Raw genomic sequence first — 18711 nt, 5'->3', positions numbered from 1 at the left:
TTGGTAAAATATATCTGGAGTGATGCTAATAGCCAACTTACCCACTTCATGCGATTATGGACAGTTCACTGGGACATAGATCTCTTCAAACGATGATGTTATAAGCATGAAATAAACTATTTTAAAACAATGACTATAAACAAACAGTACATAGGTATCGATGTGGGAAGCCATGAGTTAGTCATCGCTCAGGGCTTAAGTCAAGCTTCATCCAAATTCATCAAACTTCCTGTACAAACTATCGACAATACTATAGAAGCTATCAATCAGTGGATTGAGACACTTGGTGAAAATGTACATATTATTTTTGAACAAACTGGTACTTATAATCTTCCATTAAGCTATGCTTTAACGCTTCATGAGATTACTTTTAGTGTAATCACTCCAAGCCAAAGCAAAGGGTTTGTCAAAAGTATGAAAGTTACTCATCAGCATGATGGAGTGGATGCAGCCTTATTAAGCTTGTATGGAGCCAATTATCAACCTGCTCCCACCAGTATCGAAGATGAGCATTTGCATCATCTCAGACAAAAAAGGAAACATTTATCCACTTTAATGACTCAGAAACAAGCCTATGAGAATCAACTTCATGCCTTGTCTTTTGACCCAAGAGCTGACAAGTTAGTCATTGAAAGTTTAGAATTATTGCAAATGACCTTGCAAATACAAATCACTAAATTTAAAGAGGAACTCTTTACTTTAGATGATGACCAACATAAACACTTGTTTGGTTTAATCAAATCAGTAGTGGGTATCGGTGATGCCTCTGCCAATGCTTTGATTATCGCCAGTGATGGGTTTAAGAACTTTAGCAATGTCAAGCAAGTACTTAAGTTCTTAGGAATTGTTCCCATCGAAAAACACTCCTCCAAAAGTGTACACAAAAACTATGGGCTGGCTAAAACCGGACTGGGTTATGTCAGAGCGATTCTTTATATGGCTGCCCGAAGTGCTAAAAAATATAACCTGGCCTGTGTGGCTGTTTATCAAAGGCAAAGAGCCTTGGGTAAAGCTCACAAAGTCGCTATGATTGCCGTGATGAACAAATTAATCAGACAAGTTTTTGGGGTGGTTAAAAACCAAACCTTGTTCGTCAATGATTTTGAGTTTGCCAAATAATATTTCGACTTTTTATTGACTTTTAACACAGTTCATCACTCAATCAATACATATCGTCATGAAACTCTCATCAAATATCAATTTTCTGACAATTCCGGGTCTGGCGAGTTCCGGCCCGAAGCATTGGCAAACCATCTGGGAAAAGCAATACCCGTATCTTTTCGAAAGGGTAGAGCAGGATAATTGGGATTTGCCTGTTTGTACAGCATGGGTTGAAAAACTACAGAACTATGTAGAGCAGTTGACTCAGCCTACGGTCTTGGTAGCGCATAGTATGGGTTGCTTAACGGTAGCGCACTGGAGTCAGCAATATTATTCTCCGTTAGTGAAAGGTGCTTTACTGGTAGCACCTGCTGATGCTGAATATTCGGAAAGATTGAATTTTGTTGAGGGCTTTAATCCGATTCCTGCAAAACCACTCCCGTTTGACAGTGTGGTAGTGGCGAGTACGAATGATATTTATGCTACCATTGAGCGTTCGGAGTATTTTGCCAATACATGGGGAAGTACTTTTTTAAACATCGGTGCTAAAGGACATATCAATGCCAGTTCAGGATTTGGTGAGTGGAAAGAAGGCAAGGTTATTCTGAATCAGTTTGTGAACATGCTGATAGAACCTTTGCAGGTGCAGTGCGCCTGATTTGTTAGGAAATATCCAGAAATTAATTAATCTGAATAACTTCTCTCTTGTTACCTCAAACAAGAGCTGAAATCTGCTTGTCAAATTTTTTTCATTTCAAGGAATTTTATAAAATTTGACTATTTTTGTGGCAGTACAATTTATCTAACCTAATGAAAAAAGTTTACCTAAGTGATTCGGGCCCGAAAGTATCAGAGGCAATTTATGGTTTCTGGAGATGGAATAACGAGGGGCAAAGCACAACTACAAAAATCGAGAAAATCATTAATCTCTGCCTTGAATTAGGCATCAATACTTTCGACCATGCCGATATTTATGGCGATAATACCATTGAGGAACATTTTGGTAAAATCATCAAAAGTAAATCATTCAAACGTGAAGAGATAGTGCTTTTCAGCAAATGCGGTATCAGACGCTCAGATGATGGCAGTTTTGACTATTATGATACCTCAAGAGAGCATATTCTGAAAAGCGTCGATAATTCACTGAAAAGACTTAAAACCGATTATCTTGATATTTTCTTGCTTCATCAAAGCGATTTTTTAGCTGACCCTGAACAAACGGCTATGGCGGTGGCGCAGGTCGTAAATTCGGGGAAAGTGAATCATATAGGTGTTGCCAATTTCTCAGTCTTTCAGCATCAGTTATTAGCTTCTTATCTTACGATTCCGATTGTAACCAATCATATTGAACTGAATCTGATGAATACCTCGGCTATTGAAGATGGTCGTATTGACTTTATTAAACAGAGTTTTAGTAAGCCTTTAGCATGGGCACCATTAGCAGGGGGAAGAATCTTAACTGGAGAAGACGAAAAAGCACATCAGGTAAGAGCAAAATTAGAAAAAATAGGAGCCAAATATGAGGCAAATATTGAGCAAACTGCTGTGGCATGGTTGATGAAATTAGGTACTTTACCTATTATAGGTTCAATCTCTGAAAGCCGGATAAAAAACGCCGCCAGTGCTTCAAACTTTAAACTTACTAATCAGGATTGGTATGAGATTTATAATGTAGTTTGCCCTACCAGAAACATTGATATTTCGCACGAGTAAGACAAAACTCGAAAGACAACTCGGAAATTCTTCTATTCTGCATGAAATGAGTAGCTGAATTAAATAAATAAGTAATCTTTATCCATTACAGAAGCAACGCTCAGTAATGGATTTTTTATTTGAATTACCTATCTTTGTTTAGTTACTTCAGAACCCTTTATCTCCTAAACTATGAAATACCTCTATCTTTTATTTTTCTTCTCAATAGCTGTTTTTGCTGATGCACAAAAAAATAAATCAGGTAGCTTGTTGAAACCCGAACAGGCCTTAATGGATATTCGTCATTATACGATAGCCTTAGAGGTAAAACCTGATGCTAAAAGTATCAATGGATATACAGAGATAGAGTTAATAACTAATAAAAGCACCGATGTTTTACTGTTTGATTTGGTGGAGAGTTTTACCATAGACAAAGTGTGGGTAAATGGGAAAGAAGAGCCTTTTAAGTTTGATAATGAATTAATCAAAATTTCGTTGGCCTCACCACTGGCAGCCGGAAAAGCAAAGGTAAAAATTCAATATGGCGGAAAACCGATTGTTGCTCCACGTCCACCCTGGGATGGTGGGTTTACCTGGGCAACCGATACGACAGGGGCGGCATGGGTAGCTATTACCTGCCAGAGTCAGGGAGCAAAAATGTATTTTCCATGTAAAGACCACCCGAGCGACGAAGCCAATGAAGGTGCCGACTTGATTATAACAGTTCCTAAAGGTCTGGTAGTAGCAGGCCCGGGTCTTTTACAGAGCCAGACTACCAAAAAAGACAAAAGCACTTTTCACTGGAAAACTAACTACACCATCAACAATTACAGTATCCTGTTCAATGTCGGCAGATTTAAAGTTGTTTCCAGAAATTATACTACGGTTGATGGGCATACAGTACCGATGCAGTTTTATGTATTAGAAGCGCATGCCGATAAAGCAGAAAAACATTTAGATATTTTTGAAAGAATTGTGCGAACACAGGAGAAATATTTTGGTGAATATCCTTTCATTAAAGAAAAAATAGCCATCTGCGAAACACCTCATTTAGGTATGGAACATCAGACAATGAATGCCTATGGCAATAAATTCAGATATACTATGGTAGGAGGGAAGGAATTTGACTGGCTGATGTACCATGAGTTCGGACATGAATGGTGGGGTAATAAGGTTACAGGCATTGATTGGGCTGATATGTGGATTCAGGAAGGAATATGTTCGTTCGGCGATGCCTTATATACCCGCGAACATGAAGGAGAAGAAGCTTATCTCGTAAGAATGGAAAGAACAGCCAGGGCTACACAGAATAAACTTCCGGTGGTATTAGGCGAGCACATGGATGCCGCCACCGTTTATCATGCAGATATTTATGGAAAAGGAGCTTTTTTTATGCACACACTTCGCTATATTATTGGTGATGAAATATTTTTCCCGGCTTTGAAGAAATTTGCCACAAGCCCTGAATTTACCTACGATAATCTGGTAAATACAAAGCAGGTAGAAGCATTTTTCAGTAAAGAATCGAAACAGAATTTAAAGCCTTTGTTTGATTTTTATTTACGGACTACGCAAAAATTATTAGTAGATGTGAAGAAAACAGGAGACGATACCTATCAGATTTCGACGATGAATTACCCCGATACTTTGCCGATAGATGTTCTGATTGATGGGAAAATTGAGCGTAAAATGGTAGCTTCTGAAGCCATTCTGGTGAAAAGTAAAACTACGCCTGTAATAGACCCGAAGACCTATTATCTTAAAAAAGTGCTATATGAGTAATAGTTTTTCTGAAACGTATTGCAGGAAGTATCTAAAATCTGCTAACTTTGCATTTTAGAAACCTATCATGACAGAACAAATTCTTATTCTTGATTTCGGCTCACAATTTACACAATTGATAGCCCGAAGGGTCAGAGAACTAAATGTGTATTGCGAAATACACCCTTTCAATAAAATTCCTGCCATTACTTCCGAAATAAAAGGTATTATCCTTTCAGGTAGTCCATGCTCTGTGCGTGAAGAAGATGCACCCATAGTAGATTGGCAGGGCTTTCCGTCAGAAATTCCTGTTCTCGGTATTTGCTATGGCGCCCAGATGATGGCACAAACAGGTGGGGGAGAAGTATTACCCTCGTCTATCAGAGAATACGGTCGTACCATTCTGAATAAAATTGATAACCGTTATGCTTTATTCAAAGAAGTAGCCGACCATACACAGGTTTGGATGTCTCATAGCGATACCATTGCCAGTGCGCCCACAGGTGCCGATATTATTGCTTCTACGGAGACTGTCAGGGTTGCTGCATTCAAATTGCATGACCAGCCTCGGTATGGTATTCAGTTCCACCCCGAGGTTACACATACACTACAGGGTAAAACAATTCTGAAAAATTTTGTGGTAGATATATGCGAATGTTCTCAGAACTGGACACCTGATTCGTTTGCTGAGGCTTCGATTAAAGAATTAAAAGAAAAATTAGGTGATGATAAAGTAATTATGGGTTTGTCAGGCGGTGTTGATTCGTCGGTAGCTGCTACCTTGATTCATCACGCCATCGGGAAGAACCTCTATTGTATTTTTGTGGACAATGGGCTTTTGCGTAAAAACGAATTTGAAGAGGTATTAGAATCCTATAAAGGTTTGGGTTTGAATGTAATAGGGGTTGATGCCAAAGAGCAATTCTATACGGCCTTACAAGGATTAACAGACCCGGAAGCCAAACGGAAAGCTATCGGTAAAACTTTTATTGATGTTTTTGATGCAGAAGCACATAAAGTAGAAGGAGCAGCGTGGTTAGGGCAGGGTACTATTTACCCTGATGTTATTGAGTCGGTTTCAGTAAAAGGGCCATCTGTTACCATTAAATCGCATCATAATGTGGGCGGTTTGCCCGATTTTATGAAACTGCAGGTAGTTGAACCGCTAAGGTTATTGTTTAAAGATGGAGTACGTGAAGTAGGTAAGTCATTAGATATTCCACAAAATATTTTAGGTCGCCACCCATTCCCTGGTCCTGGTTTAGCTATCCGTATTTTGGGTGATATTACAGCCGAGAAAGTACAGATTTTGCAGGAAGTGGATGCTATTTTCATCAATGCACTTAAAGATAGCGGTCTTTATGATAAAGTCTGGCAGGCAGGCGCAATCTTATTGCCAGTGCAGAGTGTAGGTGTAATGGGTGATGAGAGAACCTACGAAAAAGTAGTAGCACTACGTGCAGTAACGAGTGTAGATGGTATGACAGCTGACTGGGCACACTTGCCTTACGAGTTTTTAGCCGATGTTTCTAATGAGATTATCAACAGGGTGAAAGGGGTAAACAGAGTAGTGTATGATATTAGCTCAAAACCACCGGCAACCATTGAGTGGGAATAAGATTTTAAGATATATACTAACTAAAAAAGCTCTTTCAACGGAAAGAGCTTTTTAGTATATGAATATGAGTGATTTTTTATCAGATGAAGGCTCTCTTAATTAGCACTTATTTCTCCGAATTGTAGTTTCTCAGTACCTGCCAATTTATCTGTTGTTTTGGTTTCTGTAACTTTTACTTCAGTTGCAGCCGCTAACTCTTCTTTGGCTTTCTTGGCTTGAAACCTTTTTACTTCTAACCAGTTGGCTACCAAGAAATAACATACTAACAAGAACAATATAAAAAAGCAAAGCTCAGTATTACTGAAATATGACCTTGCCGAATAAGTCAGGACAGTTAAGGCAATCGTTACGGCATACAACGTAAATGAGGCCTGCATGTGCGATAAATTGTTGTCAATCAACAAATGGTGCATGTGCATACGGTCTGCTTTAAATGGCGATTTACCTCTTAAAATACGTACCGAAAAGACTCTGATAGTATCAAAAATCGGAACGATTAAGATAACAATGGCAATAATTGGCGCACTTACAAACGAACTGCTTGGGTCCCATGCGTGTAAAACATTGAAATGAATGAATTTTACAGCTAAAACCGTAATGATATAACCAATAATCAATGAGCCTGTATCGCCCATGAATATCTTATTGCTCTGAGAGAAGTTGAATCTTAAAAAGCCTAATAAAGAGCCTGAAAGACAAAGTGCCAGACAAGCCAATGAATAATGATGATTGACTAAAAACCAGAGTCCGAAACCGCCACTGGCAATCATACCGATACCGCCTGCTAATCCGTCAATGCCATCAATCAGATTGAAAGCATTAATCATGGCTACAAATATAAAAATGGTAAGCCCGATGCTGACCAGATAAGGAATCTCGCCAATGCCAAAAATACCAAACAAGTCAGAAATTCTTAAATCACAACCAACCACTACAATGGCCGAGGCAATAATTTGAATACCTATTTTTTTGGTTGGAGACAAAGCATACAAATCATCTTTAATGCCTAAGAAGAAAAGAATGGTAATTCCGGCAAAAACTTTATGAAGTAAAATACCTTCATCGCCAAAATTCCAAATCATGTAGCCGATTAAAATACCTGCAAAAATGGCAACGCCGCCGAAAGTTGGGGTTGGAGTGCTGTGTGAACTTCTTTTAACCGGATTATCCATCAGGCCACGAAGACCGCTGATATTAATAATGACAGGTATTGAGCGCAGACTAATGAAAAGTGCGATAATAGCTGAAATAAGAATCTGGATGTTTTTATCAGGTATTAGTGATTCAAATGTGGGAAACATTAGATTTTGATTTAAAAAATACTTTTGGGGTATCTAATTTTACAAAATAAACACTTTTTTTTTTTGTTTAAAGAAAAAAGTGCATTTCTTTTTGCCAACTTTTTTATCTAATGGCTATAATTCTGTCACGTACTGGCTTTGCAGGATTGCCCTGGTATATCTGGTAAGCATCAAGATTATGTGTGGCAACAGAGTTTACAGCAAGCACAGCATGCGAAAAACAGGTAACTCCTGTACAAACAACAGATTTTGCTCCAATCCATACCCCATCTTCTAATCGTATATCTTTAATGATGAGGTCAAACGCTTCTTTTTTATAATTATGGTTTCCTGAAAGCAACAAGGCTCCCTGCGAAATACAGACATTGTTGCCAATGGTTACTTTACCAATACTATCAATCCAAACGCATTCACCTATCCAAACATTGTCTCCTATCACTAAGTTCCACGGGGCTTTTATATTCACTTTAGGTTTTATTGTCAATCCGCTGCCCACTTTAGCACCAAATGCTTTTAAAATTACTTTTTTAATAGACCCCGGAATAGGCAAATAAGAATTAAGAAAAATGCGGTTGGTAATAAACCATAAGAAAGTTATCAGAAAACCTCTGGTAAGTTCAGAGTCCTTATACCAATCGTTATTATATTTAGATAAATCGGTTTTATTCATTGATAAATTGTTTTTGAAAAAGTAACCTGTAAAATATTCAGATGCTATATACTACGGAGTTTGTTAATTAACAGCCCGCTTTTATGTCTTCCTTCTTCAAGTCGTGGTGCCAGATATTCTTTAGTGGCTTCAAAATGTTTTTTGTAGCTTTCTTTATCGCCCATTTCTACAATATTTGCCCATTCATGTACGGCAGTATGAAAAGCAAGGTCTTCGCCTCTGATGCTTTTATCAAATAAAGCTGTTCTGATAGTTTCTTCCAGTAAATCTTCATTCATGAATAGGTATTCGGCCATACCAACTCTTAGTTTGAAAGGCGGGGTCTGGCACACAAGATTTTTGTAAGGATTTGTACCTAACCTATGCCAGGTATCAACCATTGCAAGTAAGCTTAAATGAGAATTAGGTTTATGGCCTGTATCCTGACTCAGGCTGAATTCACTCATGATTTTATCATCGAGCATCAAGGTTTCATTCCTGTCTTTAAAAACATGGTCACGAGCGGCATATAAACGTTTACGGAATCTCTTTTCGTCTTCCTCAATCATCATTTCAAACAATTCAGCTTCTACACTGGCGTATTTCCTTACATCTTTTCGGGCATAAGGATTTAACAAGGCTAAACCTGAATACACGTGAAATTTATAGCTGTAAATACGCAAAGTCATCAGAAATTTTACATTATCCAGGCCATTTGGGTGAAGCGGGTTTTCCCACGGATATACTTTCCGGTGCATACAGGCCGTACCAATACTTTCAAAACCAACATGGGTAATGGCTTGTATATCGGCCATCATTTTATCATGCTCGTGGAAATCTTTTAATTGATGAATGATTGAACCGATTTTGCTGAAAATACCAACGGCCTCATCAAAAGCCTGATTACTCGCCCTGTGATTAATCACAACCAGCGTCTGTGTTTCAGGATTTACACCCGGCCCGTATAAAGCATGGCAGGTAACTATTTGTGTATCTTTTGGCAGGTATTTTTCAAAAGCAGCTATTTCGGGCGTTTTTACAGAAGTTTGTCCGGCTACAATAGCACCAAATTTTGTCGAGCCCCCACATTGTGCTACTACTTTTTCAATATTTTCAGCCTCAACTGAGTATAGGATAAAATCACACAGGCGAGATACGGCAATACCGTCTTTTAATATTTCTATTCCAAATGGACTTAACTCATTTTGTAAACTATCCTGATTTTGTGGGAGGTCACAACCAAAAACCTGAAAACCTGCTTTTGCCCATAATCGGGCAAACATTTTTCCCATATCTCCCAAACCTATAATTCCTATCTTCATTTCGTGTTTTTTATTAGGCAATTGAGATTTATGCCATATTTTTGCTCAGTTTTATCTTAGAAAGACAAAGTTTTCGTTTTTGCATAAATCAATGTACAAATTAACAACAAATCTAAATCAATACGAATCCAATTTTTAAATTTTGCCCATGCGAACAATTCTGTTGCTAATCGTTTCTAATACATTTATGACCTTTGCCTGGTATGGACATCTAAAAAAGCCTGATATGCCAATCTGGAAGGCCATTTTAATCAGTTGGGGAATTGCATTTTTTGAATATGTATTTATGGTACCTGCCAATAGGCTGGGGTACGGACAGTTTAATGCTTTTCAACTGAAAACCATTCAGGAGGCTATCACGCTTGTAGTCTTTATGGTATTTGCCGTATTATATTTAAAAGAACCTCTCAAATGGAATTATCTGGTAGGTTTCGGGCTGATATTTCTGGCTGTATGGGTGGTTTTTAAGAAGTAGTGTTTCCGACTTTTCAAGTCATAAAAAAAGGACGATTTGAAAAATCGTGATACATTATTTTTCAAATTCAATAATATGTTCGGAAGCGTATGAATCATCCCCGGGTTTGATACGCTTTACGAAAAATCTTGCTTTTTTACCCAATTTCAGACATGTATTTTTATCTTTAATATCCTCTTCGGTATTCAAAGGTTGTAAAGATGGGTACCATAAAATGTATCCCGGCTTATCAAATACCAATTGAGGTTTTGTCCATTCCTGCGAATTTGTTCCTGCCGTAAGGTCTGCATTTTTATTGAATGAAATATAGACTTTATCTCCTTTCCAAGATTTACCTTCGGTTTTTCCCATCATCATCACCCAACAATTAAGGTAGGTGTTCCAACTGACTGATGGACCCCAATGAAAGCCGGTAACAGGTGCAGAGGCAGGGCCACCGCCTTGTTCTATGGGTATCTGCAAAGAAGAAACCGGTTTGCCGATGCCATTATGCGGAGCATTGAACCCATTGCCGTCCCATCGTTTAGCTTTTCCAACCGGATTATCTAAATCGGCTAAAGCTATTCTGGCAATACTGATACATTGTCCGCCCCATTCGGTTTTAGCGTCATAAGTAGCTTCCTTATACTCACCCGGATATCCATATTCACCATAGAACAAATATAAGTAGTCGCCACTTGCTACGGCTGATGGGTCACCTACACCTCCGGCAAAAGTATTAGAACTATTATGAGGTTTCAAAATCATTCTTGGATTAAGGTCTTCAATAAATAGTCCTCTGTTTTCCCAGCTTTTACCACCGTCAACCGATTTCATGATACCAATTCTGCAAACAGCAGCCGGACTTGTCTCACCTGTTAACCCTTGCGGCCATTTGTCTTTCTTATAGCCTTGTCCGCTTTTTGCATCATAAGGAAGCGTCTGCGGATAATTCTCATTATGATACACCGAATACAGCGTTTTGCCTGAAGCATCTTTAGGTGATTGATAAACTGTTTCAAACCACACGGCTCCATGTAACCCCTCTTGTCCGATAGGAGCGTTGAGAGGCATAATAGGTGAACGGAAGTTTTCTTTAGTACTTTTAAATACTTCATCGGCATTTTTGCCATCGGCATATTTCAGGTCTTTGGCATATCCCCACAGGGGGTCTTCACCGTACTTACCCGGAAAAATTCTGAATGTATCGCCTACCCAGACCTCAGCCATATTGCAATCTACAAATGAATTGAAAGTGATTTTTTCGGCAGGAGTCAGTTTGAATTTGGGGTTAAAGGCTTCTTCTTTTTGTGAAGTTGAACAGGAGTTCAGAAGTAATGAGCCTACTACAGTAGTGATAGCAGAAATTGAAAGGAGTAATTTTTTCATAGGTTGAAAAGATGGTTTTACTGTATTCTTTAGGTTGATTTCTTGAGGTTTATCAAAATTACTATTTTCTCAATTCCTGAAAACAAAAAAGGATTGTAAATTTCTTCACAATCCTTTTTTGAGTATAAACGATATTTTACTTTTCTGTCAGGCCATATTTGCCGACATACTTTTTATACAACCTTTTTTGCTTATCGTCAAGGTCTATTTTCTTGCCTCTGATAAATGCGTGCTCTACTTTGCTTGTACGCATATCTAAAATATCTCCTGCTGATACGACAATAGTTGCCAGTTTACCTAATTCTAACGAGCCTACCTGTTTATCAATGCCAAGAATTTTAGCATTGTTGAGTGTAATCATTTTCAAGGCATCTTCTTGTGCCATGCCAAAAGCAGCGGCTGTTCCGGCCACGAAAGGCAGGTTACGGGTACGCCAGAATTCTTCGGTATAGTACATCCCTACGGTTAAACCAGCCTTCATTAATACATTGGGCAATTTGTACGGATTCCACACATCATCGTCAACTGTATTGGGCAAGCGGTGTGTACCGTTTACAATTACCGGAATATTGTTTTCTTTTAGAAAATCAATCGCCAATTCTGCTTCTTCGCCACCTACCACTACAATTTTTGAAATTTTGTATTGTTTCGCCAATTTTACTGCCTCAATGATTTCTTTACCGCTATTGACACGGATAAATAATTGTTTTGAGCCGTCATATAATCCTTTTAATGCCTCTAATTGTGCATTTTTTGGATTAGGATTGCTGATTTCGGCATAAGCCAGTCCTTCTGAGAAAAGTTGAGCCAACTCGTTTTTTTGCTCCATGTATTTCTCATTTTTCTTAATCGTAAACTTCAATTCTTCGAAACTGAACTGACGGCTTACCAATGCCGGATAATTTAACCAAACACCATCATCTTTTTTCAAAGCGGCATCTTCCCAGTTCCAGCCATCATATTCCATAATAGCCGATGTGCCTGAAATAATACCACCTTCCGGTGTGCTTTGTCCAATCAGGATACCATTGCCACGTAAGGTAGGAATTACCTCAGAGTCTGTATTGTGAGCAATCAGGGCTCGCACATGAGGGTTAAACTGTCCTGTTTCCTGATTATCTAAAGTGGCTCTTACCGAGGCAATTTCTACCAGACCTGCCAAAGCAGAAGGAGCAATAATACCCGGATAAACTGATTTGCCAGCTACATTGATGGTTTCTGTAGCAGCTTTATCATAACTAAGAGACGCATCACCAATACCTGTAATCACACCTTTGTCGAATACAATGGTGCCATTCTGAATAATTTTACCATCGCCCACATGGATAGTACCACCAACCAGTGCGATAGGTCGGGCTTGTGGTTGCGCAGGTGCCTGATTCTGGGCTTTCATTCCGAAGCTGAGTAATGCTAACCCAAGAACTGTTATATATTTTTTCATTTGAAATCTTGTTTTGAACTGTAATTACTTTGATTAATGCTTATTTTTTGTCTGAATGGTCTGAATCCATCATTATTTCACTTGATTCACCACGGTTTTCGGTTACACCCATTTCCATGATAGTATCACAGTGAATTTGCAGGTTACGACGTGGCATTGGTCTTTGTGTCGGATTTCCTGCCGATTTTTCAGCCAACATTTTTAACATTAATCGGTTACGTTCTTTTGCTACGCTCTGGTGCATTTGCTCGTCTTTTTCTACATCAAAATAGACAGTACCATCAACAATTGTTTTTTCAGGGCGTGCATAAATAGAAAGCGGATTATTGTTCCAGAGTACAATGTCAGCATCTTTACCTACTTTGATACTGCCTAAACGGTTGTCTAAGTGTAGCATTTTAGCAGGGTTCAGCGTTACCATTTTCCAGGCATCTTCTTCTGACACACCACCATATAATACAGTTTTGGCAGCTTCCTGATTCAAGCGGCGAGCCATTTCGGCATCATCTGAGTTAATGGCAGTATTTACACCCATTTTAGTTAAAATTGCCGCATTGTAAGGAATTGCCTCTTTTACCTCCATCTTATACGCCCACCAGTCAGAAAAAGTAGAAGCGGCTACTCCATGATTTTTCATTTTGTCAGCTAATTTATACCCTTCTAAAATATGGGTAAACGTATTGATGTTGAAATTGAAAGCCTCAGCCACTTTCATCATCATATTAATTTCAGACTGTACGTAAGAGTGACAAGTGATAAAACGCTTTTTATTCAGGATTTCAACCAGTGCATCTAACTCAAGGTCTTTTTTAGGAGGCGTTACGCCGTTTTTATTAGACAGCCCGTTGTAGGTTTTCCATGCTTTTTCATACTCAGAAGCTCTTTGGAATGCGTCCATGTATATTTGTTCTACACCCATACGAGTAGCAGGGAAACGGGTAGTTTGTTGTGCACTGTTCCCTTGTTTTACGTTTTCGCCCAAAGCAAATTTGATAAAACCATCAGCACCTTTAATTAAAAGGTTGTTTGGATTTTCACCCCATTTCAGTTTAATCAAAGCTGATTGACCGCCGATACAGTCAGCCGAGCCGTGCAATAACTGAGACGAAGTAACTCCACCTGCCAACTGGCGGTAAATATTGATGTCTTCTGAATTTACCACATCTTCCTGACGAACTTCGGCAGATACACTCTGAACCTCGTTGATAGAAAATAAAGCAATATGCGAATGTTCGTCAAAAATACCGTTGGTCAGGTGTTTACCAGTGCCATCAATTGTTTTAGCACCTGCCGGAGCTGAAAGGTTTTTGCCAACCTGAGCAATTTTACCATTCTGAAGCAGCACGTCTGTATTTTGTACAATGCCTTCTTTTTCGTTGGTCCATACCGTAGCGTTTTTAATCAGAAGGGTTTCCTGCTGAGGCTTGGTTTCGCTGCCATACGCTGTGAAAGGAAAGAGTACCTTACCTATTTCGGTAGTTTTTGGTTTAGTGGTATCTTTTTTGGCTGTTTCTTTCGCTGCCTCTTTATAGATTGCCGACCATTTTACTTGTCTGCCATCAGGTAATACGCCTTCACCTTTGATATTTTTACCATCATAATACCCACTCAAACGCGTATCATTCGGGTCTCTTCTTTCTAATTTAGTAGTGATAGTAAATAAGTCCGATAATCTGGTAACTTTAGTGGCAATTTTCACTGTATCATTGGCTAATACCTGATACTCGGGTTTATCAATTTTACCAGAGATATTCAGTTTCAGGCCTGTCTTATCACCAACTGTTAAGTCGTAAACCCCTCTTACATCAGTTACATTCATGTCGCTGATGATATATCTTTTACCCTGAATCCAGTTTTCATAAATCACATTGTCTTTACTGAAAAGATTGTCAGAAGTAATAATGAAGTTGGCAACCATACCTTTTTTGAGGCTACCTAACATGTTATCTACTTTCAATAATTTAGCAGGGGCACTTGTTAAGGCTTCAAGGGCTTTGTTTTCTGGCAGACCATTTTCAATGGCTTTTCTAAGGCTTGTCCAGAAATCAGCTTTGTTTCTGAGTCCATTGGTAGTCAAGGCAAAGTTAATGCCTGCTTTGGCTACATATCCGGCATTGTAAGGAGCCATTTCCCAGTGTTTCATTTCTGTCAGTGAAACCTGTGAGGCATCAAACGGGTCTTCAACATCATAAGCCGTCGGGAAGTTCAGAGGCAAAATCAATGAGCTGCCTAATGCTTTAATTTCGTCAAGGCGTTGATATTCATCACCAATGCCTTTAAAAATATACTGAACTCCAAATTCTTTCCCGATTTTATCCCCTCTCAATACAGCTAATTTATCAGTAGCTTCATAAATTTGCGCTAAACCCTGCATTTCATTAAATGCCTCTAACGAAAGGTTTCTTTCTTCTTTATTGCCACCTTTTTTATACCATTCGGCATCGTAATATGTCTGACGAAGTAAAGCCACAGAACCCATCATAGAAACCGGATAAGTTTGTGTAGAAGTACCTTTGTTCAGTGAGTAATGTGCCGAAGATTTTTCTTTCATTAAAAGCTCATGTTCTTTACCATCACCCAAAGCAACCAATGCGCCTGTGCCACGCACAATCCCATCAGCAATATGAACGCCTGCGGCACCGAAACCGATTTTTCTCATTTCTTCGGCTTTTTGTGCATTGGCTTTAAATTCTTTGGCGGCGTCCACTTCCGGTTTTACTGCCTGGTTCCAGTCATAGGCACCTTTTTTGCTGCTTTCCAATTGACCACCACCAAATCCACCACGACCACCTTGTGGACGAACGATTTCGGGCATGCCGTAATCTGAATAAATATCAATCAGACCTGGGTAAATTCTTTTACCTTTAAGGTCATAAACTACCGTTCCGTTCGGAACTTTTAAGTCTTTACCAACTGATTCGATTACGCCATTTTTGATATAAATCATGGCATTTTCGAGTACAGTCTGTGCATCAACCACGATGGTTGCATTTTTGAAAGCATACTGACCCGGACGTTCATCATAAACGCCATTGCGGGGAAATGTAACTTGTGAAAATGCTTGAATGTTGATGAGTAGAATGAAAAAACTGAGAAGGATTTTCTTCATGGATAGGTTTGTGATGTTTGGTTAATGATATTGCGAATTTGATAATTTTGCCTTAATAAACAAAACTATTAATACTTTTGCAGTCAGAATCGTCTAAATGTTATAATAACGCTTTTAAAAGTGAAAATTAATAGACAGAGAGCAATCTCAAAATTTAATCATTTCTCGGCTGAAAGTACCCCGTTTTTGTTTATAGTCGACTTTCAGGGAGAGAATTGTGTGGTGGAACCGCTTGATAGCATTGATGAAAGAGAACTTAAATTCTGGGTAAACGGAAAGACAAATGTTAGTATTGAAAGAGGGCAGGGAAGTGGAGAGGGCAAGGAAGTAAAGCTGGAAAAGTACCCATTAGCTTTTGCGCAATATAAAAAAGGGTTTGATTATGTGCAGAAGAATATTTTTCAGGGTAATAGTTTTTTGACTAATTTAACCTGTGAAACACCTGTTGATTTAAATATCAGTTTGTCAGAGGTTTTCAGGCAGAGCCAGGCAAAATATAAGCTTTGGTGGGAAGATCGGTTTGTTTGTTTTTCGCCGGAGATTTTCGTGCAGATTAATGAAACGGGCAAGATTTCATCATTTCCGATGAAAGGAACTATTGATGCTTCGATACCCAATGCTGAGGACATTCTGTTAAACGACCGGAAGGAATTGTATGAACATACAACCATTGTGGACTTAATCAGGAATGATTTAAGCAGCGTGGCAGAAAAAGTTTGGGTAGAGAAGTTCAGGTATATTGATACCATTAAGACCCAGAACAAAACACAGCTTTTACAGGTAAGTTCACAGATAAGTGGATTACTGCCCGGCAACTGGCGTGATAACTTAGGGGAAATCCTTTTCAGCATGTTGCCCGCAGGGTCAATAACGGGTGCACCGAAAGCTAAAACTGTAGAAATTATTCAGAAAGCAGAGCAGGAAACTTATGTAAGGGTTGGGGGACAAACCAGTAAAAGAGGTTTTTATTCGGGTATATTTGGTGTTTTCGATGGAAAAAGCCTTGATTCGGGTGTAATGATTCGGTTCATTGAGCAAAAGACTGATGGAAGTCTGACCTTTAAAAGTGGGGGAGGAATTACCGCCAACAGCATAGCCGAAAAAGAGTATGAAGAAATGATTCAGAAAATATATGTCCCTATTGTTCGAGACCATACGGTTACAAAACCGAAAACTGTACAATCTTGCCTGCCATAACCAACGCATGGAGCAAAGCCGCAGGGATTTGTTAGGGATTGATGAAAAGATAGAATTAGCTGAACAAATTCAGATACCTGATTGGGTAGAAGAGGGTATGTACAGATGCCGCGTAAGTTATAAAAACGAGATAGAAAAAATAGATTTTTTCGAGTATAGGTTCAGCCATCCTGCAATCATTCAGCTAATTGAAAATCCGGGTATTACTTATCCTTACAAATTTGAAGACAGAAGTCAGTTTCAGCAAGTATTGTCAGAAAACCCGGGGGCTAATGATGCCATTATTACCCATTACGGCTGCTTGACTGATGCTACTTTTGCCAATGTTGCTTTTTTTGATGGAAAAGACTGGCTGACACCCGATGTGCCTTTATTGAAAGGAACCAAAAGGCAATATTTATTAGAGAATAAAATTCTGATAGCGGCTTCAATCAAAGTGGAACATCTGAAAGGTTTCAGGCAGTTATCTTTGATTAATGCCATGCGGGATTTGAATATCGTTTACGATTACACTTTCCACCAAAACCATTTGATGATTCATGGCAATTATTGAAAATTTGATTATTGGTGCAGGCCCATCAGGGCTTTCTGTAGCTGGCAGGCTACGTAAAGCAGGCATACCATTTGAGATTTTAGAAAAGACAGATAGCGTAGGTAGTGCCTGGAGAAATCATTACGACCGCCTGCATCTACATACCGACAAAAAGTATTCAGCATTGCCACATTTACCCTTTCCGAAGGATTATCCGACCTTTATACCCAAAAATCAGTACATAGCTTACATCGACCAGTATGCTGACTATTTCAACATCAAGCCTATTTTCAATCAGGAAGTTACCGCTGTCCGAAAAAGCGGAGACCTTTGGGTAGTGAAAACAAAAGATAAAGTCTATGAAGCTAAAAATGTATTGATAGCTACGGGGTACAACCGTGTACCTAAATACCCAACCCTGAAAGGGCAGGGAAATTTTAAAGGCGAGATAATACATTCGGAGAAATACAAAAATGGCAAACCCTACAAAAATAAAAATGTATTAGTAGTAGGATACGGAAACTCAGGTGCCGAAATAGCGCTTGATTTATATGAAAGTGGAGCAAAAGCCTTTGTGTCTATACGCAATCCTGTCAATATTGTAAAAAGAGAATTTAAGGGACGTTCTACCCAGAGTCTGGCTATTTTTTTTATCCGCTTTGGTAATACCGTCTATGATTTTATTGCCCGGCTTTTCAAGAAATTAGTGTTAAAAGCTGTAGAAGGAACGGGCATTCCTATTTCGCCTCTGGCACCTTCCGAGCAATTACGCACACTTGGTAAAGTAGCAGTAATTGATGTGGGTACACTGGCACAAATCAAGGCCGGAAATATAACCGTAATGCCTGATATTGAAATACTGACAGACCACGAGGTTATCTTTAAAAATGGCAAAAAATTGCCCGTAGATGCCATCGTCATGGCAACAGGTTACCATGCCCGTTTAGAAGAGATTGTAACCGATATAGCACCTATATTGAACGAAAGAGGATACCCCAAAGCCATGTGGTTTAATGAAGAATCATATAGTGGACTATACTTTGTAGGCTTTAACCTGCCGCTTACGGGTATTTTAAGAGACATCAATCTTAGCTCCGAGAAAATTGTCAGCCATATACTCAAAGGTAAATGACTGTAAGTCAATT

General features: G+C 38.9%; 15 protein-coding genes. 9 read left to right on the top strand and 6 right to left on the bottom strand.

All coding sequences use genetic code 11. The features are described 5' to 3' along the window. Positions 1-129 precede the first annotated feature (129 nt). The 5 genes from EWM59_RS13865 to guaA all read left to right on the top strand — a co-directional run bounded on the left by EWM59_RS13865 (position 130) and on the right by guaA (position 6172). Positions 130-1119: a transposase gene (locus tag EWM59_RS13865; protein ID WP_130021068.1), complete on the top strand. Its 990-nt coding sequence runs from the start codon at positions 130-132 to the stop codon at positions 1117-1119. Between the two features lie 58 nt (positions 1120-1177). After that, positions 1178-1759, top strand: a complete 582-nt coding sequence (locus EWM59_RS13860; protein WP_165372179.1) for an RBBP9/YdeN family alpha/beta hydrolase — start codon at positions 1178-1180, stop codon at positions 1757-1759. Positions 1760-1911: 152 nt separating this feature from the next. Next, positions 1912-2814, top strand: coding sequence for an aldo/keto reductase (locus EWM59_RS13855; protein WP_130021574.1), 903 nt, complete (start codon positions 1912-1914; stop codon positions 2812-2814). Positions 2815-2985: 171 nt separating this feature from the next. Continuing rightward, positions 2986-4575, top strand: a complete 1590-nt coding sequence (locus EWM59_RS13850) for a M1 family metallopeptidase (RefSeq protein WP_130021573.1) — start codon at positions 2986-2988, stop codon at positions 4573-4575. A 67-nt stretch (positions 4576-4642) separates the two neighbouring features. Further along, complete coding sequence (guaA, locus tag EWM59_RS13845) at positions 4643-6172, top strand: glutamine-hydrolyzing GMP synthase (protein WP_130021572.1); 1530 nt, start codon at positions 4643-4645, stop codon at positions 6170-6172. 95 nt (positions 6173-6267) lie between these two features. Here the strand turns inward: guaA and EWM59_RS13840 are convergent, their stop codons facing one another. The 3 genes from EWM59_RS13840 to EWM59_RS13830 all read right to left on the bottom strand — a co-directional run bounded on the left by EWM59_RS13840 (position 6268) and on the right by EWM59_RS13830 (position 9444). Next, positions 6268-7473: a glycosyltransferase family 4 protein gene (locus EWM59_RS13840; RefSeq protein WP_130021571.1), complete on the bottom strand. Its 1206-nt coding sequence runs from the start codon at positions 7471-7473 to the stop codon at positions 6268-6270. Between the two features lie 103 nt (positions 7474-7576). Next, the gene (locus tag EWM59_RS13835) at positions 7577-8143 is read right to left on the bottom strand and encodes a WcaF family extracellular polysaccharide biosynthesis acetyltransferase (RefSeq protein ID WP_130021570.1); all 567 of its coding nucleotides are present in this window, start codon (positions 8141-8143) and stop codon (positions 7577-7579) included. 44 nt (positions 8144-8187) lie between these two features. Continuing rightward, positions 8188-9444, bottom strand: a complete 1257-nt coding sequence (locus EWM59_RS13830) for a prephenate dehydrogenase (RefSeq protein WP_130021569.1) — start codon at positions 9442-9444, stop codon at positions 8188-8190. A gap of 148 nt (positions 9445-9592) precedes the next feature. Here EWM59_RS13830 and EWM59_RS13825 point away from each other — a divergent pair, with 148 nt between their 5' ends. After that, positions 9593-9919, top strand: coding sequence for a DMT family protein (locus EWM59_RS13825; protein WP_130021568.1), 327 nt, complete (start codon positions 9593-9595; stop codon positions 9917-9919). Positions 9920-9973: 54 nt separating this feature from the next. On the opposite strand, the gene EWM59_RS13820 is transcribed toward EWM59_RS13825, so the two are convergent. From EWM59_RS13820 to EWM59_RS13810, 3 genes are all read right to left on the bottom strand, one after another. Next, the gene (locus tag EWM59_RS13820) at positions 9974-11287 is read right to left on the bottom strand and encodes a glycoside hydrolase family 183 protein (protein ID WP_130021567.1); all 1314 of its coding nucleotides are present in this window, start codon (positions 11285-11287) and stop codon (positions 9974-9976) included. Between the two features lie 136 nt (positions 11288-11423). After that, positions 11424-12728: an amidohydrolase family protein gene (locus EWM59_RS13815; RefSeq protein WP_130021566.1), complete on the bottom strand. Its 1305-nt coding sequence runs from the start codon at positions 12726-12728 to the stop codon at positions 11424-11426. Between the two features lie 40 nt (positions 12729-12768). Further along, on the bottom strand, positions 12769-15837 hold the full coding sequence (locus EWM59_RS13810; RefSeq protein WP_130021565.1) for an amidohydrolase family protein: 3069 nt from the start codon (positions 15835-15837) through the stop codon (positions 12769-12771). Between the two features lie 120 nt (positions 15838-15957). Here EWM59_RS13810 and EWM59_RS13805 point away from each other — a divergent pair, with 120 nt between their 5' ends. From EWM59_RS13805 to EWM59_RS13795, 3 genes are read left to right on the top strand one after another with little or no spacing between them, the layout of a single operon-like run. Beyond that, complete coding sequence (locus EWM59_RS13805; protein ID WP_130021564.1) at positions 15958-17034, top strand: aminodeoxychorismate synthase component I; 1077 nt, start codon at positions 15958-15960, stop codon at positions 17032-17034. Positions 17035-17041: 7 nt separating this feature from the next. Then, positions 17042-17587, top strand: coding sequence for an aminotransferase class IV (locus EWM59_RS13800; protein WP_165372178.1), 546 nt, complete (start codon positions 17042-17044; stop codon positions 17585-17587). Next, positions 17574-18698 carry a flavin-containing monooxygenase gene (locus tag EWM59_RS13795; protein ID WP_229239360.1) on the top strand — a complete coding sequence of 375 codons (1125 nt, stop codon included), beginning with the start codon at positions 17574-17576 and terminating at the stop codon, positions 18696-18698. The genes EWM59_RS13800 and EWM59_RS13795 overlap by 14 nt, the downstream gene beginning before the upstream one ends. Positions 18699-18711: the final 13 nt, after the last annotated feature.

This window comes from Emticicia agri, from assembly GCF_004168285.1.
Taxonomy (GTDB): domain Bacteria; phylum Bacteroidota; class Bacteroidia; order Cytophagales; family Spirosomataceae; genus Emticicia; species Emticicia agri.
This window is presented reverse-complemented; position numbering and strand designations above follow the sequence as displayed.

Bases quoted from the DNA above. Each gene is read 5' to 3' on its own strand.
- EWM59_RS13800 (WP_165372178.1), top strand. From the start codon at position 17,042: ATGGAGCAAAGCCGCAGGGATTTGTTAGGGATTGATGAAAAGATAGAA.
- EWM59_RS13835 (WP_130021570.1), bottom strand. From the start codon at position 8,143: ATGAATAAAACCGATTTATCTAAATATAATAACGATTGGTATAAGGAC.
- EWM59_RS13855 (WP_130021574.1), top strand. From the start codon at position 1,912: ATGAAAAAAGTTTACCTAAGTGATTCGGGCCCGAAAGTATCAGAGGCA.
- EWM59_RS13865 (WP_130021068.1), top strand. From the start codon at position 130: ATGACTATAAACAAACAGTACATAGGTATCGATGTGGGAAGCCATGAG.
- EWM59_RS13850 (WP_130021573.1), top strand. From the start codon at position 2,986: ATGAAATACCTCTATCTTTTATTTTTCTTCTCAATAGCTGTTTTTGCT.
- EWM59_RS13860 (WP_165372179.1), top strand. From the start codon at position 1,178: ATGAAACTCTCATCAAATATCAATTTTCTGACAATTCCGGGTCTGGCG.
- EWM59_RS13825 (WP_130021568.1), top strand. From the start codon at position 9,593: ATGCGAACAATTCTGTTGCTAATCGTTTCTAATACATTTATGACCTTT.
- EWM59_RS13795 (WP_229239360.1), top strand. From the start codon at position 17,574: ATGGCAATTATTGAAAATTTGATTATTGGTGCAGGCCCATCAGGGCTT.
- EWM59_RS13830 (WP_130021569.1), bottom strand. From the start codon at position 9,444: ATGAAGATAGGAATTATAGGTTTGGGAGATATGGGAAAAATGTTTGCC.
- EWM59_RS13840 (WP_130021571.1), bottom strand. From the start codon at position 7,473: ATGTTTCCCACATTTGAATCACTAATACCTGATAAAAACATCCAGATT.
- guaA (WP_130021572.1), top strand. From the start codon at position 4,643: ATGACAGAACAAATTCTTATTCTTGATTTCGGCTCACAATTTACACAA.
- EWM59_RS13810 (WP_130021565.1), bottom strand. From the start codon at position 15,837: ATGAAGAAAATCCTTCTCAGTTTTTTCATTCTACTCATCAACATTCAA.
- EWM59_RS13815 (WP_130021566.1), bottom strand. From the start codon at position 12,728: ATGAAAAAATATATAACAGTTCTTGGGTTAGCATTACTCAGCTTCGGA.
- EWM59_RS13820 (WP_130021567.1), bottom strand. From the start codon at position 11,287: ATGAAAAAATTACTCCTTTCAATTTCTGCTATCACTACTGTAGTAGGC.